This window comes from Candidatus Rokuibacteriota bacterium, from assembly GCA_030647435.1.
In the GTDB taxonomy this organism is placed as follows: Bacteria; Methylomirabilota; Methylomirabilia; order Rokubacteriales; family CSP1-6; genus AR37.
Map to the genome: position 1 here is coordinate 1 of JAUSJX010000147.1, position 23,229 is coordinate 23,229.

General features: G+C 69.3%; 27 protein-coding genes. 10 read left to right on the forward strand and 17 right to left on the reverse strand.

What is annotated here, in order from left to right:
- The 4 genes from Q7W02_25750 to Q7W02_25765 form a co-directional block, all read left to right on the forward strand.
- Nucleotides 1-535 (forward strand): hypothetical protein (locus Q7W02_25750; protein ID MDO8479536.1); only part of this gene is annotated, 535 nt, incomplete at its 5' end.
- 14 nt (nucleotides 536-549) lie between these two features.
- The gene (locus Q7W02_25755; protein MDO8479537.1) at nucleotides 550-2,121 is read left to right on the forward strand and encodes a TldD/PmbA family protein; all 1,572 of its coding nucleotides are present in this window, start codon (nucleotides 550-552) and stop codon (nucleotides 2,119-2,121) included.
- A complete protein-coding gene (locus Q7W02_25760) occupies nucleotides 2,121-2,393 on the forward strand; it encodes a rhodanese-like domain-containing protein (GenBank protein ID MDO8479538.1) in 273 nt (90 codons plus the stop codon). The genes Q7W02_25755 and Q7W02_25760 overlap by 1 nt, the downstream gene beginning before the upstream one ends.
- A 143-nt stretch (nucleotides 2,394-2,536) precedes the next feature.
- The gene (locus Q7W02_25765; GenBank protein ID MDO8479539.1) at nucleotides 2,537-4,096 is read left to right on the forward strand and encodes a metallopeptidase TldD-related protein; all 1,560 of its coding nucleotides are present in this window, start codon (nucleotides 2,537-2,539) and stop codon (nucleotides 4,094-4,096) included.
- Nucleotides 4,097-4,234: 138 nt separating this feature from the next.
- Here Q7W02_25765 and Q7W02_25770 read toward each other — a convergent pair whose 3' ends face one another.
- From Q7W02_25770 to Q7W02_25785, 4 genes are read right to left on the reverse strand one after another with little or no spacing between them, the layout of a single operon-like run.
- Nucleotides 4,235-4,933, reverse strand: a complete 699-nt coding sequence (locus tag Q7W02_25770; GenBank protein ID MDO8479540.1) for a high-affinity nickel-transport family protein — start codon at nucleotides 4,931-4,933, stop codon at nucleotides 4,235-4,237.
- The gene (locus Q7W02_25775) at nucleotides 4,934-5,605 is read right to left on the reverse strand and encodes an RraA family protein (GenBank protein MDO8479541.1); all 672 of its coding nucleotides are present in this window, start codon (nucleotides 5,603-5,605) and stop codon (nucleotides 4,934-4,936) included.
- A 4-nt stretch (nucleotides 5,606-5,609) separates the two neighbouring features.
- On the reverse strand, nucleotides 5,610-6,446 hold the full coding sequence (locus tag Q7W02_25780) for an ABC transporter permease (protein ID MDO8479542.1): 837 nt from the start codon (nucleotides 6,444-6,446) through the stop codon (nucleotides 5,610-5,612).
- Nucleotides 6,430-7,365, reverse strand: a complete 936-nt coding sequence (locus Q7W02_25785) for an ABC transporter ATP-binding protein (GenBank protein MDO8479543.1) — start codon at nucleotides 7,363-7,365, stop codon at nucleotides 6,430-6,432. The genes Q7W02_25780 and Q7W02_25785 overlap by 17 nt, the downstream gene beginning before the upstream one ends.
- A gap of 309 nt (nucleotides 7,366-7,674) precedes the next feature.
- Between Q7W02_25785 and Q7W02_25790 the strand changes: the two genes are divergently transcribed.
- Together Q7W02_25790 and Q7W02_25795 are read left to right on the forward strand one after the other, a co-directional pair.
- A complete protein-coding gene (locus tag Q7W02_25790) occupies nucleotides 7,675-8,034 on the forward strand; it encodes a Rieske 2Fe-2S domain-containing protein (protein ID MDO8479544.1) in 360 nt (119 codons plus the stop codon).
- Nucleotides 8,022-8,279 carry a nuclear transport factor 2 family protein gene (locus Q7W02_25795; protein ID MDO8479545.1) on the forward strand — a complete coding sequence of 86 codons (258 nt, stop codon included), beginning with the start codon at nucleotides 8,022-8,024 and terminating at the stop codon, nucleotides 8,277-8,279. Before Q7W02_25790 ends, Q7W02_25795 begins: the two co-directional genes overlap by 13 nt.
- Here Q7W02_25795 and Q7W02_25800 read toward each other — a convergent pair.
- The 5 genes from Q7W02_25800 to Q7W02_25820 all read right to left on the reverse strand — a co-directional run bounded on the left by Q7W02_25800 (nucleotide 8,276) and on the right by Q7W02_25820 (nucleotide 12,762).
- Complete coding sequence (locus Q7W02_25800; protein MDO8479546.1) at nucleotides 8,276-9,829, reverse strand: DUF2079 domain-containing protein; 1,554 nt, start codon at nucleotides 9,827-9,829, stop codon at nucleotides 8,276-8,278. The genes Q7W02_25795 and Q7W02_25800 overlap by 4 nt on opposite strands.
- Nucleotides 9,826-10,623 carry a glycosyltransferase family 2 protein gene (locus Q7W02_25805; GenBank protein MDO8479547.1) on the reverse strand — a complete coding sequence of 266 codons (798 nt, stop codon included), beginning with the start codon at nucleotides 10,621-10,623 and terminating at the stop codon, nucleotides 9,826-9,828. Before Q7W02_25805 ends, Q7W02_25800 begins: the two co-directional genes overlap by 4 nt.
- On the reverse strand, nucleotides 10,620-11,312 hold the full coding sequence (locus Q7W02_25810) for a class I SAM-dependent methyltransferase (GenBank protein MDO8479548.1): 693 nt from the start codon (nucleotides 11,310-11,312) through the stop codon (nucleotides 10,620-10,622). The genes Q7W02_25805 and Q7W02_25810 overlap by 4 nt, the downstream gene beginning before the upstream one ends.
- Nucleotides 11,313-11,322: 10 nt before the next feature.
- The gene (locus Q7W02_25815) at nucleotides 11,323-11,793 is read right to left on the reverse strand and encodes a hypothetical protein (protein ID MDO8479549.1); all 471 of its coding nucleotides are present in this window, start codon (nucleotides 11,791-11,793) and stop codon (nucleotides 11,323-11,325) included.
- A 237-nt stretch (nucleotides 11,794-12,030) separates the two neighbouring features.
- Nucleotides 12,031-12,762: a competence/damage-inducible protein A gene (locus Q7W02_25820; protein ID MDO8479550.1), complete on the reverse strand. Its 732-nt coding sequence runs from the start codon at nucleotides 12,760-12,762 to the stop codon at nucleotides 12,031-12,033.
- Between the two features lie 88 nt (nucleotides 12,763-12,850).
- On the opposite strand from Q7W02_25820, the gene Q7W02_25825 reads away from it, so the two are divergent.
- Genes Q7W02_25825 through Q7W02_25840 form a run of 4 tightly spaced genes read left to right on the forward strand, consistent with a single transcriptional unit; the run spans nucleotide 12,851 to nucleotide 16,641 of the window.
- Nucleotides 12,851-13,669: an SDR family oxidoreductase gene (locus Q7W02_25825; protein ID MDO8479551.1), complete on the forward strand. Its 819-nt coding sequence runs from the start codon at nucleotides 12,851-12,853 to the stop codon at nucleotides 13,667-13,669.
- Between the two features lie 5 nt (nucleotides 13,670-13,674).
- Nucleotides 13,675-14,463 (forward strand): undecaprenyl-diphosphate phosphatase, encoded by a 789-nt coding sequence (locus Q7W02_25830; GenBank protein MDO8479552.1) that lies wholly within the window; start codon nucleotides 13,675-13,677, stop codon nucleotides 14,461-14,463.
- 13 nt (nucleotides 14,464-14,476) lie between these two features.
- The gene (gene tcuA / locus Q7W02_25835) at nucleotides 14,477-15,964 is read left to right on the forward strand and encodes an FAD-dependent tricarballylate dehydrogenase TcuA (GenBank protein ID MDO8479553.1); all 1,488 of its coding nucleotides are present in this window, start codon (nucleotides 14,477-14,479) and stop codon (nucleotides 15,962-15,964) included.
- A gap of 2 nt (nucleotides 15,965-15,966) precedes the next feature.
- Nucleotides 15,967-16,641: a hypothetical protein gene (locus Q7W02_25840; protein MDO8479554.1), complete on the forward strand. Its 675-nt coding sequence runs from the start codon at nucleotides 15,967-15,969 to the stop codon at nucleotides 16,639-16,641.
- Between the two features lie 90 nt (nucleotides 16,642-16,731).
- Here the strand turns inward: Q7W02_25840 and Q7W02_25845 are convergent, their stop codons facing one another.
- The 8 genes from Q7W02_25845 to Q7W02_25880 all read right to left on the reverse strand — a co-directional run.
- Complete coding sequence (locus Q7W02_25845; GenBank protein MDO8479555.1) at nucleotides 16,732-16,944, reverse strand: DUF433 domain-containing protein; 213 nt, start codon at nucleotides 16,942-16,944, stop codon at nucleotides 16,732-16,734.
- A gap of 125 nt (nucleotides 16,945-17,069) precedes the next feature.
- Nucleotides 17,070-17,879, reverse strand: a complete 810-nt coding sequence (locus tag Q7W02_25850; protein MDO8479556.1) for an SDR family oxidoreductase — start codon at nucleotides 17,877-17,879, stop codon at nucleotides 17,070-17,072.
- A complete protein-coding gene (locus Q7W02_25855) occupies nucleotides 17,858-18,574 on the reverse strand; it encodes an alpha/beta fold hydrolase (protein MDO8479557.1) in 717 nt (238 codons plus the stop codon). The genes Q7W02_25850 and Q7W02_25855 overlap by 22 nt, the downstream gene beginning before the upstream one ends.
- Nucleotides 18,575-18,636: 62 nt before the next feature.
- A complete protein-coding gene (locus tag Q7W02_25860) occupies nucleotides 18,637-19,785 on the reverse strand; it encodes a M20/M25/M40 family metallo-hydrolase (protein ID MDO8479558.1) in 1,149 nt (382 codons plus the stop codon).
- Nucleotides 19,782-20,507 (reverse strand): alpha/beta fold hydrolase, encoded by a 726-nt coding sequence (locus Q7W02_25865; GenBank protein MDO8479559.1) that lies wholly within the window; start codon nucleotides 20,505-20,507, stop codon nucleotides 19,782-19,784. The genes Q7W02_25860 and Q7W02_25865 overlap by 4 nt, the downstream gene beginning before the upstream one ends.
- On the reverse strand, nucleotides 20,498-21,283 hold the full coding sequence (locus Q7W02_25870; protein MDO8479560.1) for a TatD family hydrolase: 786 nt from the start codon (nucleotides 21,281-21,283) through the stop codon (nucleotides 20,498-20,500). The genes Q7W02_25865 and Q7W02_25870 overlap by 10 nt, the downstream gene beginning before the upstream one ends.
- Entirely contained in the window at nucleotides 21,284-22,618 is a 1,335-nt protein-coding gene (locus Q7W02_25875) for a TldD/PmbA family protein (GenBank protein ID MDO8479561.1), read from the reverse strand.
- Nucleotide 22,619: 1 nt separating this feature from the next.
- The coding region (locus tag Q7W02_25880) for a metallopeptidase TldD-related protein (GenBank protein MDO8479562.1) at nucleotides 22,620-23,229 on the reverse strand (610 nt) is incomplete at its 5' end.

The window sequence follows — 23,229 nt, forward strand, 5'->3', positions numbered from 1 at the left end:
CGGCGGGCAAGAGATCGGCGGGCAAGAGATCGGCGGGCAAGAGATCGGCGGGCAAGAGATCGGCGGGCAAGAGATCGGCGGGCAAGAGATCGGCGGGCAAGAGATCGGCGGGCAGCAGGCGGGCGGGATCGACTTCTGGCAGGTCGCTATGCAGCCTGGGCGGCCACTCGCGGTCGGGAGCATCGGGCGCGCGCATTTCTTCGGCCTGCCGGGCAATCCCGTCGCCTCCATGCTCACCTTCCACCTCTTCGTCCGCCCCGCGCTGTGGAAGCTCGCGGGGCGGCGCGAGCTCTTCGTGCAGCCGTTCCGCGCCACCGCGGTCGAGCCCATGTCAAAGAAGACCGGCCGGCGCGAGTTCAAGCGCGGCATCCTGACGTATGCCCACGACCGCTGGGAGGTGCGCACCACGGGCCCCCAAGGCTCGGGTATCCTGAGCTCGATGACCGCCGCCAACTGCTTCGTCGTCATCGAGGAGGAGCGGGGCGACGTCTCCGCGGGCGAGCCGGTCTGGGTCGAGCCCTTCCAGCCCCTCTGAACCCGATCCCGCCCATGACCGCCTCGATCAGCATCGATCTCATCCAGCAGGTGGCGCCCATGGTGCGCGACCTGGTCACCTCTCGCGCCCGGTCGCGCGCACACCTCCGCTACGCCGACATCCGTCTCGAGGCGATCCAGGGCAAGTACGCGTCCGCGGAGAACGGCGATGCCAAGGGCGCCGGCGAGGACGCGACCCTGGGCTTCGGTGTTCGTGTGCTGGCGGGCGACGGCATGGCCGCGCCGGGCTACTTCGGGCGCGGACTCGGCGAGGCCGACATCCCGCACCTCGAGCGAATCCTCGACGAGGGGCTCGACGCCGCCTACCGCCGGGCCATGGCCAATGCCGACTGGAAAGCGCAGGCGCGCGAAAAGTTCGGCGCGCTCGGCGAGTCCCTCGCCGATACCCGCCTGCACCCGGTTCGCGTGTGCCAGGACGTGGTGCCGGCCGTCTACGAGACGGATCCGCGGAGCGTGGACCTCGGCGAGATGGTCCGGCTCACCCGGGAGATCTCGCGCCAGGTCAAGGCGACGCATGCGGCGCTCGGCTACAACTACATCTCCGCCATGACCCAGCTCGCGCGCGAGCTCTTCGCCTCCTCCGAGGGCGCGCTCATCGATCAGGCGATCGCGCTGACGCAGGGCATGTGCTACGTCATCGCCAACGGAGACGGCAACAGCCAGGAGATCTACGACGTCCTCGGCCACCAGCGCGGCTGGGAGATCCTGCTCCGCGGCGTGGACGACCCGCTGATGTCCTTCCCGCCCTTTTCCGACTTCGCCCTCGCCATCGCGCGCGAGGCGATCGAGCTCTGCCAGGCGCCGGCCCTGCCGTCCCTCGACGCCGAGGTCACCGTGGTCACCGACCCGCACTACAACACCCTCGTGTCCCACGAGATCATCGGCCATCCCGTCGAGCTGGACCGGGGCCTCAAGATGGAAACCGCCTACGCCGGCCGCTCGTGGCTGCTGCGCGGGCTCGACGACACCCAGGTCGGCAAGCGGGTCGCCTCGCCGCTCGTCACCGCGTACTCGGACCCCGCCCTGCCGGGCTACGGCCACTACAAGTACGACCACGAGGGGACGCCGGCCAAGCGCGTGACCCACATCGACGGGGGCATCTTCCGGGGCTTCATGAACAGCCGCCAGACGGCCGCCATCTTCGGCGGCGAGCCCAACGGGCACTGGAAGGCGACGGAGGCGCCACTGATTCCGCTGATCCGCATGTCGACGACCGTCTTCGGCGAGGGCGCGAGCGACCCGGCGGACATCATCAGCGAGGTCGACCACGGCTTCTACCTTGTCGGCCACAAGACGCCGTCGATCGCCGAGAGCCGGGAGAACTTCCGCATCTCCGCGCGCAAGGTCTACGAGATCGAGAACGGCCGTCTCGGGCGGCTCTACCGGGATGGCGGCATCATGGCCGACAGCCGCGACTACCTCATGAAGGTGGACGCCGTCGGACGCGACTTCCGCCTCTACCCCATTCCCAATTGCGGCAAGGGACAGCCCATGCAGACCAAGAGGCTCGGCAACGGCGGCCCGACCATGCGGAGCCGTGCAGTCATCACAGGAGGGCAGGCCTGATGAAGCGTCTCGTCACGATGCTCCTTCTCGCGTCCGCCATGGCGTGGGCCGCGCCGGCGCCGGCTGGGAACCCGGACGTCCCCGAGAAGTTCGTCTCGGTGGACGAGGCCAAGTCGCTCGTCGACAAGCGCCGGCGCATCACGTTCATCGACGTCCGCGAGAAAGCCCAGTACGACGACCTCCACATCAAGGGCGCGATCAATATCCCGCTCGGCGTGCTGCCCGCGCGCCTCGCCGAGATCTCGCGCACGGACTTCATCGTCCTCTACTGAGCCTGCCCACACGCGCTGGCCCGGGGGGCCAACGAGATCCTGTACACAGCCGGCTACCGGAACGTGCTGATTCTCGACGAGGGCATCCCGGGCTGGCATCAGAAGAAGTACCCGACGGCCGTGACGGCGGTCCGGCAGCGGTAGTGCCAGGCTCCGCCCTACTCGCCCGCGCGGTACGGGACGCGCTCGCCTTCGTGCAGGCGCAGCCCGGCGTGAGGGAGGCCGAGGTATTCGCCGCCGACAACCGCACGCTCCTGACGCGGCTCAACTACACCTCCCATATCCCCTGCAACGGCGTCGAAGAACCAAAGAGCGCGGAGGCCTACGGCATAGGTATCCAGGTCGCCCTCGACTCCCCCGAGGGGACCCTGCTCGGCTTCGGCTCGGAGCCCAGCGATCTCTCGCAGGCCGGGGTCGTTCGCGCCCTTGCCAAGGCGCGCCAGGGGGCTGTGCGTGACCCCGAGTTCCGCTCCTTCCCGAAGCCGGGAGCGGCGCGGCGCGAGCTCGTGGACTACCACGACCCCGCCCTGCTGGTCATCAGCGACGCGCAGCTGGTCGGGGCCGGGTGGAAGGTGCTGCAAGGCGGCTTGAGCGCCTTCCTGGCTTCCTCGAGGCTCGCCGAGCTTGCCGGCAGCGAGGCGGGGCTGCGGGCTCTCGGGCTCATCCTGGGCGGCGACGTCACGATCGTCCAGGAGTCCATCGCCATTGCTTCGACGTCCTTGCCCGAGCCGCAGACCGACATCTCGACGCTGCTCACCAGCTTCGTCACGGGCATGGTCGAAGCGCAGGACGCCAAGGGCTCCGGGTGGTCGACCGCGACGCGCCTCGCGCATCTCACGGAAGAATCAGGCGCCGATGCCGCGCAGCGGGCGATCGAAGCCATCGGCGGGGAGCGCGTGCCGTCGGGCGACTACACGGTCGTCTTCGGCCGGCAGCCCGTGGCCGATCTCATGAACAACCTCGTCATCCCCTCGTGCGACGCGGGCGCGTTCTACTCGTCGAGCACGCCGTTCCTCGGCAAGCTCGGCAAGCCGGTCGCCTCCCCGCGCCTGAGCGTCTACGACCACGGCGCGGCCCCAGGGCTCCTGGGCTCCAAGGGCATCACCTGCGAGGGGCTTCCGACGGGGCGCACGGACCTGATCAAGGACGGCGTCCTCACGGGCGCGCTCACCAGCTGGTACGCGGCCCAGCGCCTGCTCCACGACCCCGCGATCAAGGAGAAGCTCGGCGTGGAGGCAGCCGCCGCGGCGCCGGCGCTCGTGGCCCGCAACGGGTTCCGCTTCTCCGGAAGCGGCGGGCGCGCCTTCGACACCCAGCCCGAGACCGCCGCCTCCAACATCGTCGTCGAAGGCGCCGAGCCGGTCTCGATCGAAGAGCTGATCCGCGGCGTGCGCCACGGCCTCTACGTAGGCCGCATCTGGTACACGTACCCCATCAACGGGCTCCGCGCGGGCGACTTCACGTGCACCGTGGTGGGCGACTCCTTCATCATCCGCGACGGCCGGCTAAGAGCGCCGCTCAAGGCCAACACCGTGCGCATCAACGACAACATCACGCGGCTGCTCGCGAGCGTCGCGGGTGTCACCAAGGATGTGAGAGGCACCGTCGTCTGGGGGGCCGACGAGGTCGTCTACACGCCGGAGATCGCCGTCACCGGCGTCCACGTGGACGCCATCGCGGGCTTCATGGAAGCGCTGGCCTGACGCCCGCCGCCCGCAGGCCGCCGATAAGGGCCCATCTGCTTCGTTGGCGCCCTCGGCCGCACGCTCAACGTACAGGAGTACGCCTCGCGTGCGGCCCTTCGGGCGCCGCCTCGCATCTGGACCCTTCTCGCCGGCCTGCTAGCGGCCGAGCAGGAGCCCGTCCACGAAGCCGATGTGGACCGCGAGGTAGAGCCCGAAACCGAGCGAGAGCAGGCCGGTCCCCAAGGCGAGCGCACGGCGGAAGCGAAACAGGATGGGCAGGCGCGCCGTGAACGGCACCGAGAGGAGCGCCGTGATCGCCGTCATCCCGGCGATGGTCCCCAGCCCGAAGACGAGCAGGTACACCACCGCCGCATACGGGCTCCGCACTGTCGAGAGCACCAGCAGCGCGACGGCCGCGCTCCCCGCGAGGCCGTGGACGAGGCCCGTGAGAGTCGAGCGGGCCGCCTGCGCCGGCCCCAAGGTCCGGAGCACCAGCCAGAACCCAGGCGCGTCGTGCCCGTGCCCGTCCGCCGACTGCCCCGGCCTCTCGTCCCGGTCGCGCATCAGCCTCATGATTCGGGCCACGCCCAGCGCCATCAGCATGAAGGCCACGGCGAGCTCCATCGACAGCCCGGCCCTCGGGGTCACCGTCACGTTGAAGAGCACGATGGCCATCCCGGCCGCGGCGATGGTGACCGTGTGGCCGAGCCCCCAGAACGCGCCGACGAGCGCGCCCGAGGCGAAGCGGCCCGTCCGGCTCACGATGCTCGCCACCGCCACGACGTGGTCGGCGTCGGTTGCGTGCTGAAGCCCGAAGACGAAGCCCAGCGCGATCGCGCCCAGGCTCGAGTCCATCTAGCCGAGATACCCCTTGGCCTTGAGGGTGGCATCCACCTTGGCGCGGTGGTTCTTCTCCCAGGCATCGAGGCTCAGCTTGGCGTCGGCCTCGGCCTTGGCCTGCGCCTTCTTCAGCACCTCCGGCGCCCTGGCGAGCGGCACCACGACGATGCCTTCATCGTCGGCGACGACGATGTCGCCCGGATGGACCACGACCCCGCCGCAGCGGATCGGGTGGTTGATCTCGCCGGGCCCTTCCTTCGCGGCCGGAATGGGCGAGCGCCCGCGGGCGAAGAGCGGGAAGCCGTTGGCGCGGCTTTCCCCGATGTCGCGGATGACGCCGTCCACGATGAAGCCGGCAATGCCGTGCTTTTGGGCAATGGCGCAGACGTTCCCGCCGGCCACCGCCAGCGAATCATCCCCCGCCTCCACCACGATCACGTCGCCAGGCTCGGCCCGGTAGATGGCCGCGTGGAGCATGAGGTTGTCGTGGTGCGCCGTCCGCACCGTGAAGGCCGGCCCCGCGATACGCGGCATGTCGGGCCAGAGCGGATGTATGGCGTAGCGCATCACGCACCCGAGATCGATGATGTCCGAGATCGCCGTCGTCGCCAGCCCCTGGAAGCCCTTCACGACTTCAGGTGCCGGGCGCGGGATTTCCAGCCGTATGGCCTGCGCGGGTTCGGTCATGGTGTCACTCCGAAAGTTTGAGGAGAAGCCCGGTGCGCCGCGCGCGGGTGATGGCCGAGGCCAGCGCCCAGTGCGCGAGCACGACGTAGAAGCCGGTCAGCACAAAGCCCTTGAGCCAGGCATGGCTGAACTGCGCCTCGAAGCCGTAGCCCTGGCGGAAGGCATCGAGGAAATAGGTCAGCGGTATGCCCGCGGCGACAGCCTGCGCCCAGCCGGGCAGCACGGAGACCGGGTAGTAGATGCCCGAGAACATGACCGTGAAGTTCACCGCCGCCCAGGCCGAGGTCTCGGCGCGCGTCCCGAAGAGCAGGACCAGGCTGCAGACGAAGAGTCCGATGATCAGCGAGCAGAGACAGCAGCCCAGGAGGAAGAGCGCGAGCGAGCCGGGCCCGGCGCCCACGAAGTCGAAGCCGAAGGCCCACGAGCCGATCATGGCCATCAACGCGAAGACCGTCACGCCTCGCGCCACGCCCACCAGCCACGACCCCACCGCCATGTGGCGGATGCCGATGGGCGCGAGGAACTGGTGCTTCATGGACTTGGACCAGATGTCGAAGAGGACCGCGTAGGCGACGTCGAGCTGGCAGACCTGCACGGTCGAGAGCGCCACCGTGCCGACGAGAATGAAGGCGGTCATCTTCCCGTCGAGCGCCAGGAAGCGCGTCAGGAACCCATGGGAGACCATCGCCACGCCCGGCCAGAACGTCAGCTCGAAGACGAAGAACACGTTCCGCCTGGCCATGATGACGTTGCGGTGCGCGAAGGCCCAGGTCCGCACCACCTCGACGAACCAGGTCTCCGGCACGCGCTCCCTCACCACCACGTCAGCGGGCGAGCTCAACGAAGACCTCCTCGAGCTCGGGCTCGTGCACCTGGCAGTCGCGGACCAGCACCCCCTGCTCGTGGAGCCAGCGGAGGATTTCGGGCAGCCGCTTGTCCACGGCGTCCACCGTGCAGTCGATGTGCTCGCCGCGCGGATGCACTTGGAGAATGCCCGGCAGGTCGCCCAGCCCGCGCGGCGCCGCGGGATCGAGCCGCAGCGAGATGACGTCGCCGATGCGAATCTGGCGCTTGAGCTCGTCCGCCGTGCCTTGCGCCAGGATGCGCCCGGCCTTGATGAAGGCGATCTCGTCGCAAAGCTCTTCGGCCTCCCGCATGTAGTGCGTCGTCAGGATGATCGTCGTGCCCCGCTCGCGCCGGAGCGCGGCGATCTGGGCGCGCAGGCGGATCGAGACGTCCGGGTCGAGGCCCAGTGTCGGCTCGTCGAGGAACAGCACCTCCGGATCGTTGAGCAGCGCCTTGGCCATCGCCAGCCGCTGCTTGAGCCCGGTCGAGAGCGCGTTGTACTCGGTCTTCGCATACGGTCCCAGCTCGCACTGCTCGATGAGCTGCTCGACCTTCATTCGCAGCCGGCGGCCCGAGAGACCGTAGAGGCCGCCGTAGAAGCTCAGGACCTCGCCCGGACGCAGGCTCCACACGAAGGAGGCGTTGCCGCTCGCCATGTTCAGCCGCCGGCGTATGGCGCCCGCCTCGCGGACCACGTCATGGCCGAGTATGGTCGCCGAGCCCGAGTCCGGCAGGAGCAGGGTCGCCAGGATGGAGAGCAGCGTCGTCTTGCCCGCGCCGTTCGGCCCGAGCAGGCCGAAGATCGCCCCGCTCGGCACCTGGAGGCTCGCGCCACGGAGCGCTTCCTTGCGCCGGCGCCCGAACCAGCCGCTGCGGAACGTCTTCGTAAGATCTTTTGCGTCTACGGCGAGCATAGGCCGACAATCGTACCATGCCGGCGGCGGCCGGGAACGCGGGTACTGGGCCAATTTGCTTCGCCACATTTACTCAGCCCTCGCCTCGCGGCGGGGCCGCTCAGCTCGAAATTCCACGTTCTCGGTCGCCAGCGACGCTCAACGTACACCCACGTACGTCTCGCGTCACTGGCTCCCTCGGGCGTGGCCGTTCGAGCTGAGGGGCGTAGCCCCGAGGCGAGAGCTGAGTTGGTCTGGCTCGCAACTTGGCCCAGTACCGGAACGGGGCCGCGCGTTGAAGAGCCTCGACTGTTCTGGTAGAACCGACCCGTGGAGCCCGCCGCCGAGGAGCCCAGCGCCTGGAGCTGCGCCGCCGACACTCTCGCCCCCGGGCAGACGGCGAAGTTTCGCCTGTTCCGGCGCGGCAAGCCCGTCGAGGCCTTCATCATTAATACCGGCGGCGTCTACCACGCCTACGTCAACCGCTGTCCCCACGCCGGCACGCCGCTCGACCTCTGGCCCAACGAGTTCCTCACCGAGGACGGTCGCCACCTGATCTGCTCGACACACGGCGCCATCTTCGAGCACCACACAGGGCTCTGCGTCGAGGGTCCCTGCCCCGGCGCGAGGCTCGACCGCCTGCCCGTGGAGGCGAACGGGTCCTCGCTGGTGGTGCGATGCCCGAGCTGACACATGAAGAAGAAACGACCGAGATCGAGGAGACGAACGCGCGCTTCTACCGCGCCATCGAGAGCCGGGACCTCGACGCGATGGAGGCGGTGTGGCTGCACGCCGACTACGTCCGCTGCGTCCACCCGGGGTGGGGCCTGCTCAGCGGCTGGGACACCGTGCGCCAATCCTGGGCGGCCATATTCAAGGACAACCGCGAGCTGCGGTTCGCGCTCGAAGACTCCGGCGCGGGCGCCGCCGCCTAGCGTCGGCGAAGGAGCAGGTGCGGCCCCTTCTCGGCGGCCACGCTATAGCGGTATGCGGCTCCTCCCGCGCCGTTCGTGATCGTCACCGTGTCCCCGTCCCGCTTCATGGTCACGCCGGGATTGGCCCGCCATGGATAGCTCGACACGTTCAGGAGAAGATGATCGGCCTTCTCAATCTCCTCCGGGAACACGAAGACGAGCGGCCTCAGCGACAGGTGGGCGACATAGCGGTCCTGGGCCGACACCGCGGCGCCAGACGGCACCTGCGCGATCACTTCCCGGGCCTGACGGTGCTCGGGCTTCGGCCAGAAACGATCAACAGAAAAGTTGTTCACCGTCCTCGAGGACAGCACGAGGCTCGCCATCAGGGCGACGACCAGCACCCCCTTCGGCCACGGCCCCGGCCGTCTCAACGCCACGCGGTCGTAGCCGGCTATGGCCGCCGCGAAGAGGAACGGCAGCAGGAAGGACTGGTACTGGGTGCGATGGTCGAAGAGGATCGGGTCCTGCCCCAGGAGGTTCTCGAAGAGCGAGGGAGCCAGCCCGAGGAGCACACCGGGCGCCAGCAGAGGCAGAAAGGCCAGCGGAGCAAAGAGCGCCCCGAGATAGACGAGACGCTTTCCGGTCACGAGCCCCGCCAGCGCGCGGAAAGGATGCAGCAGCAGCGCTGTCACGATCTCGGGTACCGAGCGCCCCAGATGCGCGTAGCGTCCAAGATGAGGGTACGGCGCCCCGCGGAAGTGCGGCATGAGCCACCGCGTGTCCACCAGCAGGAGCGCGAAAGCGCAGGCGGCGGTGGCGGCGCCCCAGAGCCGGCGGCGCTTCGACAGCGCGAGCCAGATCCCCAGGCCCACCACGGGAATCGCCGCATCCTCGCGGGTCGCCAGCGTGAGGAGCACGGAACCCGCGAACAGCCACGGCCGCTCGGCCTCGGCGAAGTAGATGGCCGCCAAGAGCAGCGGGATGGCGAGTGCGGCGGCGTGGAAGTCGCGCACGTTGATGCCCTGGAGCGAGGGGTTCAGCAGATAGAGAATCGCAAACACCGCCGCCGGCCGCTCGTCACCCAGCCGACGTGCCGCGATCCCAAACACGGCGAGCGCCCCAAGCGCCAGCGCCGCCGACTGGAACACCAGGAGCACGACCGCCCCGGGCGCCACGCGGAAGAGCGGCACCAGGAGGTACAGGATCGGCGAAAAGTGATCGCCCCACGCGTGCATCTCGGGCAGGCTGACGTAGGGGCCGGCGCCGCGGGCGAGGTTCCAGGTCAGCTGGACGTAGTAGCCGAGGTCGAGCGCATGAGTCCGGAACGTCAGGTGCCGGGTGACGGTGATGAAGGAGTAGAGAACCGCGTAGAGGACGATGCCGGTGACGACAACCCGGCGAGGCCGGAGGGACAGCACCGGAACCGGCCCAACGACGAACCTGACGGCGAGCACGCCCAGCAACACGAGGAAGAGCTCCTCGGGGCGCCACCACCAGTAGACGAGCGAGGACAGCACGGCCAAGCCGCAGAGGACGGCGGCCGCGTCGAGGATACGGATCAGTCTCAACTTCCCGACGACGCCCCGGCCCCCGGACCGAGGCGGCTGTACCGCCCGCGCAGGGTCTGCAGCCGCCGCGAGCGCTTGAGCCCGAAGCGGTCCAGCAGGTAGCGCGTCACGACCCAGAGGATCTTGAGCCCGTAGCCGCACGAGGCGAGGAAGCCGGCGGACGACGCTTCCGGGAAGTAGCGCACGGGCACGGCGATCTCCGCGATGCGGAAGCGCGCCGCCACGCACTGGGCGATGATCTCCTGGTCGAAGACGAACCCGTCCGAGTTCATCCGGAAATTCACGGCCTCGAGCACCTCGCGGCTGAACGCCCGGTAGCCGGTGTGGTACTCGGACAGCGCCAGTCCGAAGGAGACGTTTTCGACTTCCGTGAGAAAGCGGTTCGAGATGTACTTCCACCAGGGCATCCCCTGCGCGATGGCCGAGCCCCCGCCCTTGAGCCGCGAGCCCAGCACGAGGTCGGCGTCGCCCTTCACGATGGGCTCGATCATCTTGGGCACGAGCGTCGGGTCGTACTGGTAGTCGGGGTGGACCATGACGACGATGTCCGCCCCGGCCTTGAGCGCCTCCGTGTAGCAGGTCTTCTGGTTGGCGCCGTAGCCGTAGTTCCTGTCGTGGACGAAGATCTCGAGCCCCAGCTCACGCGCGATCTCGAGCGTCTCGTCCTTGGAGCCGTCGTCCACCAGGATGACCAGGTTGACCGACTCCTTGGGCAGCTCCTCGTAGGTCAGCTTGAGCGTGCGCCCCGCGTTGTACGCAGGCATGACCACCACCACCTTCGGCTGCGTCGTCATCGCGCTTCCGGCGAGGCCCGCCGGCACACGGCGACGAGCTGGTAGGCGAGCCCGCCCTTCCACGCGCGCGCGGCGCCGGCGGAGAGCGCGTGCACGGCGTCGAGGACCGGGCCGTGGAACCGCGCCGGGACGACGAGCGGCAGGGGCACGGGCGTGGCGACCATCTCCTCCACGCCGAGTCCGGCGTCGCGGAGAAACGCCGCGAAGCTCCGCCGGGTGAAGAAGTGCAGGTGCGTGCGGTCGAGGATGCCGCGGTCCGCGTAGTCCCAGCGCCCGAGCAGCAGCGACAACCTGACCCAGAGGTGCGCCACGTTGGGCACCGACACGATGACCCGCCCGTCGGCCGCAAGCGTCCGGTTCAGCGCCACCAGGACGGGCAGCGGATCGCTCAGATGCTCCAGTACGTCCCCGTAGACGATCGCGTCGAAGGTGCCCTGGAGCCGCGGCGCCGCCTGGTCGAGGTCGGCGACGATCACCTCGTGGCATCTCCCGCGCGCCTTCGCGGCCTGGGCTGGGTCGCGCTCGAGAGCGCTGACCTGCCAGCCCTGACGCGTGAGGAGCTCGGAGAGAAAGCCGTCGGCCGCCCCGACGTCGAGCGCCCTCCGTCCCCGTCCCGGACCCAACCGCGAGAGAATGACGGCATGGCTCGAATACGGGTCCGACTTGAGCTGATAGGGCGATGCGGTCATCGCGCGCGCCTCAGGACCCGGACGCGGGCTCCGTGGCCCACTCGCGCCAGCCGTCGAGCCTCGGAAAGTAGACGGCCTGCAGCGCCAGCGAGAGCGCGAAGAGAGCGTAGAAGTCTCCGATGAGGCCCCACAACATGAAGAGCACGAGGCCGAGAATCGCCGGCACCTCGGCGAAGGCAGCGGTGACCACGGAGGTCATGATGAGCCGGCGCGCCTGCGCCGCGGCGCCCTCGGACCGCGACCGGGCCAGGAGAGCCCGTCGCACGAGCCCGATCAGCCCCGCCTCGACCAGCGCCATCGTCCACAGCGCGGTCCGGAGGATCGAGGGCTGGGCGGAAGGGGCAAAGCCCTCGAACGGAGCCTGGGAGACGCTGATCGCCGTTACGACAAGGGCGTAGAGCACGGTGCTTGCCGCCATGGCACCGCAGATGATCGCCGCGTTCCGGTATGCCGCCTCGAGCCCGACCGAATCTGTCGCCATACGGACAGGATAGCACCGCAGGCGGCCGATAAGGGCCCATCTGCTTCGTTGGCGCCCTCGGCCGCACGCTCGTGGCCGTTCGAGCTGAGGGGCGGAGCCCCGAGGCGAGGGCTGAGATGATAATTCATACGCCTCGCGTGCGGAATTAACTCAGCCCTCGTCTCGCGACGGCATAGGCCGTCGCTCATCTCGAACAGCGGGGCGCCGCCTCGCATCTGGACCCTTCTCAGCCGCCTGCTACCGCTGTACCCGGACGACGGCGGAGAGTGGCAACCGGCCGAGAAGATCGTCGAGGGCCCGCTCCATGTACGCGCGGTCTTTGGACTCGAGCGTGACCTTGACTCTGTACTCGGGGTTGGAGAATTCGGGATAGGACCCCAGCAGGAGCGCGGGGTGGCGCTCGAGGAGACCGTTCAGGTGCTCGGCCAGCGAGCCCTCGCCCACGCTGACGAAGACGCTCGCCAGGTGGAAGGGCACGTCGCGGAAGCGCTCCTTGAGCCCGTCGAACTTTTTCCTGAAGAGCTCGGGCACGCCGGGGAGCACGTACACGTTCTTCATGACCACAGCGGGAAAGACGAGGCCGTCCGCTGTCATGGGATGGGCCCCCTCGGGGATCTCCGCCATCCTCATCCGCGCGGGGTTGAGGTGGCCGCCGTAGAAGCCTTCGAGCGCCGCCTCCATGCCCGGGTCGCGGACCACGGGCACCCCGAAGGCGCGCGCCACGCCCTCGATGGTGACGTCGTCGTGGGTCGGCCCCACACCGCCCGAGGTGAAGACCACGTCGAAGCCGCGGCTGAACTCGCTCACCTCGGCTGCGATCCGCTCGACTTCGTCGGGGATCACGACGATGCGCCGGACGTCGACGCCGAGCGCGCGGAGCTCGCGGCAGAGGTACACGGCGTTGGCGTCCGCCACCTTGCCGGAAAGAAGCTCGTTCCCGATGAGGATGATACCGGCCGTCCGACCCATCGCCCGCCCATGGTAGCACGGGACCTCCGCCGCCTTTATCCGAGATGGTAGAATGCTCGCGCACCTAGACCCAAAAGGAGACCGCACGATGACGGCGACCGCGGAACCGATCAGGCTCTACGGCTGGGCGCTGGTGCTGGGCGCCTCTTCGGGCTTCGGCGCGGCGACGAGCCTGGCCCTGGCCCGGGCCGGCCTCAACATCTTCGGCGTGCACCTCGATCGCAAGTCCACCCTGCCCAACGCCGAACGCCTCGCGGCCGACATCAAGACCCTCGGCCGCGAAGCGCACTTCTACAACATCAACGCGGCCGACGAAGAGAAGCGCGCCGAGGTCGCCTCGGAGATGGAGCGCATCCTGCGCGAGCGCGACGAGCTCGGGCAGGTCCGCGTGATGCTCCACTCGCTGGCCTTCGGCACACTCAAGCTCTTCATCGCGGACCCCATGAAAGAGGCCGTCACCAAGGCGCAGATGGACATGACCCTCGACGTCATGGCCCACAGCCTGATCTACTGGGCCCAGGAGCTGGTGGGCCGCGGCCTCATGGGCCGGGGCGGCAGGATCTACGCGATGACCTCAGCGGGCGGCGCGCGGGTCCTCCCCTTCTACGGGCCGGTGTCGGCGGCGAAGGCCGCGCTCGAAGCCAACATCAGGCAGCTCGCCGCCGAGCTCGCCGGAAGAGGCATCGCGGCCAATTCCATCCGCGCCGGCGTCACGGCCACGCCAGCCGCACAGAAGATCCCCAACTACGAGGAGTTCGCCAAGCAGGCGGCCGAGCGCAACCCGCACCGCCGCATGACCACCGTGGAAGACGTCGCCAAGGCGATTGTCGTCCTCTCCCACCCCGACATCTACTGGATGACCGGCAACGTGATCGGCGTGGACGGCGGTGAAGAGATCGTCGGCTGACCCCCGTGCCCGACTGGTTTGCAGTCATCATCCTGGGCGTCATCGAGGGCATCACCGAATTTCTCCCCATCTCGTCGACGGGTCACCTGCTGCTGGTGGAGAACTCCCACTGGCTGCCTCAGCAGTCCGATCTCTTCAACATCACGATCCAGTCCGGCGCCGCCGTGGCGGTGCTGCTCGTCTTCTCGACCCGCGTCCGCGATCTCCTGCTCCGGCTGGACGACCCTGTCACGCGAGACTACCTGCTCAAGCTGGTCCTCGCCTTCGTCATCACGGGCATCGGCGGGCTCGTCGTCAAGAAGCTGGGCTTCAGGCTCCCCAAGGAGACCGCTCCCATCGCCTGGGCGACCCTCGTCGGCGGTATCGTCATTCTGCTAATCGAGCGGGCGATGCGCGGCCGGCAGCTCCGCTCGGACGTCACGTGGCTGATGGCAGTGGCGGTGGGGCTCGCCCAACTCCTGGCGGCCGTCTTCCCGGGCACGTCCCGCTCCGCCGCCACGATCCTGATCGCGCTGGCGCTGGGCCTGAGCCGCCCGGCCGCGACGGAATTCTCCTTCCTGGTCGGCGTCCCCACCCTGCTGGCCGCCGGCGGCCTCGAGACCTACCAGGCGCTGAGACACCCAGGCGCGGCGGCCACCGACTGGGGCCTCCTGGCGCTCGGCACCCTCGTGTCGGCCGTCACCGCCTTCCTCGTCGTGCGCTGGCTGTTACGGTGGATCCAGACCCACAGCTTCGCGGTCTTCGGTTGGTACCGCATCGCCCTCGGCCTCGCGATGTTTACACGACTCGTCTGAAGGAGCCAGAGACATGACCCATGATGTCGTGGTCGCCGGAACCGGCAATGCCGCGCTCTGCGCGGCGCTGGCGGCGCGCGAAGCCGGCGCTTCGGTGCTCGTGCTCGAGAAGGCGCCCGAGTCCCAGCGGGGCGGCAACTCCTTCTTCACAGCCGGCGGCTTCCGCTTCGCCCACCAGGGCCTCGAAGATCTGAGAAAGGACGTCCTGCCGGATATTTCAGAGGAAGAGGCGCGCGCCATCGTGGTACCGCCCTACGCGGAGAACCAGTTTTACGACGACCTCATGCGTGTGACCGAAGGGCGCTCGGACATCGACATGGCGGAGTTCATGGTCCAGCGCTCGCGCCCGACCATCGTCTGGATGCGCGGCCAGGGCATACGCTGGATCCTCATGTTCGCGCGGCAGTCCTACCAGGTTGAGGGCAAGCACCACTTCTGGGGCGGGCTCAACGTGGAGGCGGTGGGCGGCGGCGCCGGCCTCGTGGAGATGCTCCTCGAGCGGGCCGCCAAGGTCGGCATCGACGTGCGCTACGAGCACGGGGTGCGGAGCCTCCTGACTGACTCGACGGGCGCCGTCACCGGCGTGGTCGTCCGCTCGCCCAAGGGCATCACCGAGATCCCCGCGCGGGCCGTCATCCTCGGCTGCGGCGGCTTCGAGGCCAATCCCGAGTGGCGAACGCGCTACCTCGGTCCCAACTGGGACCTGGCCCGCGTGCGCGGCACGCGTCACAACACGGGCGAGGGCATCAGGATGGCGCTCGACATCGGCGCACAGGCCTATGGGCATTGGTCCTCCTGCCACGCCGTCCAGTGGGACCTCAATGCGCCGGCCTTCGGCGACCGCAAGGTCGGAGATCTTTTCCAGAAGCACTCCTACCCGCTGGGCATCATGGTCAACACGCTCGGCCGGCGCTTCGTGGACGAAGGGGCGGACTTCCGCAACTTCACCTACGTCAAGTACGGCCAGGCGGTGATCAGGGAGCCCCAGCAGACGGCCTTCCAGATCTTCGACCAGAAGACCGTACCCATCCTGCGCGAAGAATACCGGATCCGCGAGATGACCAAGGCCGAAGCGCCGACGATCGAAGAGCTGGCCCGGAAGCTCGAGATAGACGCGCAGGCGCTCGCCCGCACGGTCACCGAGTTCAACGCCGCGGTGGAAGACAAGCCGTTCAATCCCGCCGTCCTCGACGGCAAGGGAACGCGCGGCATCTCCCCGCCCAAGAGCAACTGGGCGCAGAAGCTCGACACGCCCCCCTACGTCGGCTACAGCGTCACGTGCGGGATCACCTTCACCTTCGGCGGGCTGCGCGTGGATCTCCGCGGGCAGGTGCAGGATATCGAGGACCGGCCGATCCGCGGGCTCTACGCCGCGGGCGAGCTGGTGGGCGGGCTCTTCTACCACAACTACCCGGGCGGGGCCGGGCTCATGGCGGGCTCGGTCTTCGGCAAGGCGGCGGGAGAGTCCGCGGCCGCCGACATCGGCGCGAAGGCCACATAGAAGTGGAGCGCTTCACCGATCTTCTCTTTCTGGCGCAGGTCGCCCTGCTCTTCGGCGCGCTCTCCTGCTGGCTCACCCCGGCGCGCCACCCAGCCCGCGCCATGCTCGTCATCACGGCGTGGGTCGCTCTGCTCGGCTACTTGAGCCTCGGGGGCTACTTCGCCGACTTCCGCAGCCTGCCGCCCCGCATCCTCCCGGCGCTGCTCCTGCCGCTGCTGGCGGGCTTCGTTCTCCTCCGCTCGGCGGGAGCGCGCGACCTCCTGTCCCGCACGCCGCCCCAGTGGCCGATCTACGCGCAATCCTTCAGGGTCGTGATGGAGCTGATCCTCTGGCTGCTCTTCCTCCAGCATCGCGTGCCCGCAATCATGACCTTCGAGGGGCGCAACGCGGACATCCTGGTGGGGCTGACGGCGATCCCCGTCGGCTATCTCTGCTTCGTGCGCAACACATGGTCGCCGCGAGTAGCGCTCTGGTGGAACGTAGCGGGGATCCTCATCCTGCTCAACGTCGTGGTCCACGCCCAGCTCTCCACGCCGTCCCCGCTCCGCGTCTTCGTCACCGACCCGCCGGTGACCTTCATCGCCTACTGGCCCTACATTCTCCTGCCCGGCTTCCTCGTGCCGCTGGCGTGGCTCCTCCACGCGGCCTCGCTCATCCAGCTCCGCCGATCCATGTGACCGCGCCACGCTTCGCCACAGGCAGGGCGGCGAGCAACTGCGGGATGTCCCCCGCGAGGCGTCGGTCGACGCACTCGTCGAGAAGCACCCTCACGACGCCTTGGCAACCATTCGTGCCGTGGCCTCCGCCAGGAACGCCACGACCTGTTCTCGCTTGACGGTCGGAAATCCCGCCAAGAAGTCGTCGATCGTCTCACCGCCCTCTAGATAGTCAATCAGCGCCTGAACGGGCACGCGCGTCCCGGCGAAGACGGGTGTGCCGCTCAGGATGTCCGGCGACGATGTAACGATGGGTTGATCCATGGCGCCTATACTCTACTCTCTCTTGGGTTCTGCTCTCAAGGCATCTAACCCCACTTTCGCAGGATCTCAGCGGATCATGGCCTCGATCAGCGCGATGGATGCCGTGCAGCCCTAGGCGAGCGCTGCTACGTTAGGCCGCCGCCGTCCAGGATCAGCACCTGGCCGGTGACGTAGTTGGAGGCGTCCGAGGCGAGGTACACGACGGCTTCGGCGACGTCCTCGGGCTGTCCCATGCGGGCGATGGGAAAGTGTCCGACCTTGTACTTGAAGCCCTTGGTCATCGCCGATTCCACTCCGGCGGGGGCGACCGCGTTCACGTAGATCCCGTCGGCGCCGAGGTCCTTGGCGAGCCATTTGGTCAGCGCGATCACCCCACCCTTGGCGGCGGCATAGGCCGGCCCGGTTCTACCGCGACCCCGGGAGCCCGCGCGCGGATCCTTCGATAGCACACCCCCTATGACGCCGGAAAGCGACGAGATGTTGACGATCTTGCCCCCGCCCCGGCGGCGCATCGCGGGCACGGCGGCCTGGCAGCAGAGGAAGGTTCCCTTCAGCACCACCCCAACCACACGGTCCCAGGTCTTCTCGCTCGTGCCCTCGAGAGAATCGCGGTGGGCGATGCCGGCGTTGTTGACGAGGATGTCGATGCCGCCAAGGCGGCGCGCCGTGTCGGCGATCATGCGCCGCGCGTGGGCCGCCCGGCCGATGTCCACTCTCAGCGCGACGGCGCGGCGGCCGAGGGCGCGGACGGCCCGGGCCGTGTCCTCCGCCGGCAGGAGATCCGCGCAGGCGACGTCGGCGCCCTCTCGCGCCAGCGCCAGCGCGATGGCGCGCCCGATGCCGCGCGCCGCGCCGGTAACGAGGGCGACCCGACCCGCAAGCGCGACGGGGCCGGAGGCTGGATGACGCCGTCTCAGGCGACGCGGGCGAGCCATGACAGGACCTCGCCGAACGGCCGCTCCCAGCCTTCCTCCAGCATCAGCATGTGGGCGTGTCCGGCCGCCTCGATGTACTCCGACCCGTAGCGCGCGGCGATCTTCCGCTCGACGGACGCCGGCGTGATGCGGTCATGCTCCGCGCCCAGCACAAGCGTGGGGCAGCGGATGCCGGCCGGGTCCACCGCGACGCCGCCCAGCGCCATCTCGCGCGCGGCGCGACCCGACTCGGGCACCAGCTGCGGGTATGCCCACGCCTGCTGCTCCGGCGTCATGCGGTTGCCGAGGAGCGCGGCGGCGTCGTCCGGGCCGATCGTGAAGGGCCGGCTCGTGAGGATGGACACGGCGTAGCGCGGCATGCGCCAGAGGAGAGGCCACGTCACGATGCGGATGCCCTTGGGCGCGGCGCTCGTCGCGAACACCGCGGCGCGCACCCTGCCGCCCTCCGCGGCCTTCTGTGCCACGAGGCCGCCCATGGAGTGGCCGATGACGACGGCCTCGCGCAGCGTCCGCAGGCAGTCGTGGACGTCTTCAACGTAGTCGAGTACTGAGACGCGGCCGAGATCCGGGACCGGCCGGCTGCCGTGATGACCGCGGAGGTTCACCGCCCAGGCGTCCCAGCCCGCGTGCGCTGCCGCGTAGAGCCACGAGCGTAGATACCAGCTGCCCCCGTGCATGCCGTGGACGAGGAGCAAGGGACACGGGCGCGGCGGCCCGGCGGGCGTCGCGTGCTCGAGGAGGAGGTCGCCGACCTTTTCTATGGCGAGACGGCGTTCAGGCGCACCGTCTCCAGCACGATGGAGGCAGTGGTGTGGAGGTCCTTGAGGTCGACCCACTCGTTCACGGTGTGGATGTCCCGCATGCCGCAGCCGAGGTTGGCGACCTCGATGCCACGCGTCGCGTAGACGTTCGCGTCAGACCCGCCTCCCGTCGCGCGCGTCTTGAAGGCCCGCCCGAGACCGCGCGCCGCGCCCGCGACGAGCATGACCACTGGCGCGCTATCCGCAATGTCGAGCCGCTCGTACTGCCGCTCCACGTTAATCTCCACGCGCGCCTGGTGTTCCTTCTGCTCAAGGCGGACCGAGTGGCGCGCGACCGCCTCCTCGAAGCGTCCCCGCATGTGCTGCGTCTGCGCCTCGAGCTTGGAGACGTCGAGACTCCGCGCCTCGCCGTGGATGACGACCCGCGTCGGGACGATATTGGTCGACAGGCCGCCCTGGATCACGCCAAGGTTGGCCGTCGTCTCCTCGTCCACGCGCCCGAGCTTCATGCCGGCGATGGCCTCGCTCGCGATCTGGATGGCCGACATGCCGCGCTCGGGGCAGACGCCTGCGTGCGCCTCGAGCCCCGTCACCGTGAACGAGAGCCGGTTGGCCGCCGGGGCCCGCGTGATCAGCTCGCACACGCCGTCCACGTCGAGCACCAGCCCGCGCTTCGCGCGGATCCGGCCCGTGTCGAAATGCTTGGCGCCCAGCAGTCCCGTCTCCTCGCAGATGCTCAGCACCACCTCGATGTCGCCGTGCGGGATGTTGCGCTCGCGCAAAACCCGAATGGCCTCGAAGATCGCGACGATGCCGGCCTTGTCGTCGCCTCCCAGCACCGTGGTGTGGTCGGTGCGCACGATATCGCCCTCGACCACCAGGTGAATCTTCTCCGCCGGCCCCACGGTGTCCATGTGGGCCGAGAGGAGAAAAGGCGGTGCGCCGGCCTTGCTGCCCGTGAAGCGCGCCAGGAGATTGCCCGTCTCGCCGCCGATCTTCTCGCCGGCGTCGTCCACCTCGACCGAGGCGCCCATGCCCTTGAGAATGCTCTCGAGCCGGCGCGCGATAGCGCCCTCGTGGCGCGACAGGCTGGAGATCCCGGCCAGCTCGAGGAACTCGTCCTTCATCCGCGCCGGGTCGATCATGCGGGCTCCCCATGGAGGTGGCGCGTGAACCAGTCGCGGCTCCGCTTGACGGCCTCGACCCGGCGGAGCGGATCGGTGAGGCGGTGGTCCGCGCCCGGCAGGAGGCACAGCTCCCGCGGCTCTCTCGCGCGCTCGAAGAGGATCTCCGCGTGGCCGGGAGGCACCACGTCGTCGGCCTGGCCCTGCACCACGAGGACATGACTCGCCCCGGCGGGGGCGTCCAAGTGGCGGCCCGCGCGGACCTCGGCGACCAGCGCCGCTCCCGGCGACGTGACGTCGTCGCACCGGGAGGCGGCCAGGGAGGCGAGGTTCGCGGGAGCGTTCCACGTCACGACGGGCATGACGCGGCGGTGGCGCGACGCGACCCAGAGCGCGACGAAGCCGCCCAGGCTCGAGCCCAGCAGCCCGAAGCGCCCGTCGAGGGACGGGTGCCCTGCCAGATGCTCGAGCACGGCCTCGAGGTCGGCGATGCGCGAGGCGATGGTCGCGTCGCGGTAGAGCCCGCCCGACTCGCCGCTGCCGCGGAAGTCGAAGCGCGCGAGCGCCAGACCCGCCTCCGGGAAATCGCGGCCGAGCAGCAGGTACTTGTCGCTGTCCTTGGAGGCACCCATGCCGTGACACGCGACGACGCAGGGAGCCGGGCCGGACGGCGGCAGGTGCAGCACGCCCACCACGTCGACGCCGCCGACCCTCATGCTGAAGCGCTCGATAGTCAGGAGCATACGAGGTCGAAGAGCCGGCAGGTGTTGGCCGAAATCTGGTACGTGACCTCGTCGACCGGCAGGCCCTTGATCTTGGCGACCTCCTCGGCCACCCGCGAGACGAGCCACGGTCCGGACGGCACCCCCGCGAACTCGCCCTGGTAGGGCCACGGCCCGTCGCTCTCGACGAGGAGCGATTCGAGCGGCACGGCCTCGACCAGCGCGCGATCCCGCCCGCGATAGACCACCTCGGGCGTCACGGACACGAGATACCCGGCATCCACGATGTCGCGGGTCACCTCGGCGGGCGCCTTGTGCCAGTGGAAGACGGCGCGCTCGATGCCGCGGGCCTTGAGCGCCGCGAGCGCGCCCACTGCCGCGCCGTGCGGGGCGTGCAGGATGACCGGCAAGTCGTAGCGCTCGGCAAGTACCAAGAGCCGGTTGAGCCGCTGGCGACCCCGCGTCATGAACCCGGCGGCGTCCGTCGCGCCCTCGAGGCAGTACCACGGCAGCCCGACCTCGCCGAGCGCGACCAGACGCGAGTGGTGCGCCGCCACCTGCGCCTCGACCTGATCGAGGTCCTGGTCGCCCAGCTGGACCCAGTCCGGGTGGAAGCCCATCGCGGGCCAGACGGTCTTGCCGTTTCCGACCGCGGTTTCGAGGGTGCGCGCATTCGTCTGCTGGTCGCAGCCGACCGCGACGGCGCCCCAGACGCCGTGCTCCGCCGCGCGGGCGAGCGCGCCGCGCAGGTCCTCGAATGCCGGATCGTGCAGGTGACAGTGGCTGTCGATGATCATCTAGGCTCCCGCCACCGTCATGCGCCCGACCAGCACGGTGGGCGCAGCCGTGCGGTCGCGGAAGACGAGGTCGTTGCCCACGCCTTCGATGGCGCGGAACATGTCGAGCAGGTTGCCCGCGATCGTGATCTCCTCGACAGGGTACGCCAGCTCGCCGTTGTCGATCCACATGCCGACGGCGCCGCGCGAATAGTCGCCGGTGACGCCGTTGACGCCGAAGCCGATCAGCTCCGTGACGTAGAGACCCTGCTTGACGCTCCCGATGAGGTCCTTCGGGTCGGCCGCGCCCTTGGCCAGGTAGAGGTTCGTCGTGCCGACGGTGACGCCGCTGCCGTCCCGCGCGGCGTGATGCGTCGAGGCCATGCCGAGCTTGCGGCCGCTGTACGTGTCGAGGAGGTACGAGGTCAGCACTCCCTTGTCGACGACGACCGTGCGCAGGATCGGCAGCCCCTCGCCGTCGAAGGGCCGCGAGCCGAGGCCTCCGGAAATGGTCCCGTCGTCGATGATCGTGACACCTGGCGCGGCGATCTGCTGGCCGAGCTTGTCGAGGAGGAAGGAGGCGCCGCGGTAGAGCGACGGGCCCGCGACGGCGCCGGCGACATGCCGGACCAGGCTCGCCGCCGTCTCCGGATCGAAGACGACCGGCACCTGGGCAGTCTTGACCTGCCGGGCGCCCAAGCGACGCAGCGCGCGGCTGGCTGCCGTCTTGCCGATCTCCTCGGGCGAGTCGAGGCGGGCGCGCTTGCGCGTGACGTGGTACCAGCCGTCGCGCTGCATGTGGCCGTTTTCCGAGGCGACGGGCGAAGCCGAGAGACTGAAGGACGACGTGCCGTACTCGGCGGCGAAGCCGTGGCTCCCGGCGTAGGCGTAGCGGGCGCGGCGATCGGCAAAATCACCGCCCTCGGAGTTCGTGATGCGCGGATCGGCCCCGAGCGCCGCGGCCTCGCAGCGCCGCGCGAGCTCGATTTTCTCCTCAGGCGAGAGATCGTGGCCCGTCGGATCATCGAGGTCGAGGGCCGGGATCTCCCGCGCGAGCACGCTCGCCTCAGGCAGCCCGCTCAACTCGTCGGGAGCCGTGATCCGCGAGAGCGATACCGCTTCGTCCACCAGACGCTCGACGGAAGTCCGCGAGAAGTCCGACGTCGAGGCGGCGGCGGCGGATTTGCCGGAAAAGACACGTAGCGAGAGGTGCTGCTCCCGGGCGTGCTTGACCGTGTCCACCCGCCCGAGCCTGACCTGGGCCGAAAACGCCTTGTCTTCCACCAGGAAGGCATCGGCCGCCGTCGCTCCTCGCTCCCGCGCCCGCTTCAGGACATCGCTGAGGAGGTCGAGCATCCTAGACCTGGGTCCCGCCCACCGTGATGCCGTCGATCCTGATCGTCGGCAGCCCGACACCCACCGGCACCGACTGGCCGTCCTTGCCGCAGGTGCCGACGCCCTCGTCGAGCTTGAGATCGTGGCCGACGCGGCTCACGCGTGTGAGCGCCTCGGGCCCGCTGCCGATGAGCGTCGCGCCCTTGACCGGCCGTGTCACCTTGCCGTCTTCGATCAGGTAGGCCTCGCTGGCAGAGAAGACGAACTTGCCGTTGGTGATGTCCACCTGCCCCCCGCCGAAGTTCACGGCGTAGAGGCCGCGGGGCACCGAGCGGATGATGTCGGCGGGGTCGTCCTGGCCGGCCAGCATAAAGGTGTTCGTCATGCGCGGCATGGGCTGGTGCGCGTAGGACTCGCGCCGGCCGTTGCCCGTGGGCTCCCCGCCCATGAGGCGGGCGTTGAGCCTGTCCTGCATATAGCCGACGAGGACGCCCTTCTCGATGAGGACGTTCCGCCGCGTCGGGATACCCTCGTCGTCCACGTTGAGCGAGCCGCGCCGGTTGGCGATGGTGCCGTCGTCGATCACGGTGACGAGATCTGAGGCGACCTTCTGGCCCATGCGCCCCGAGAAG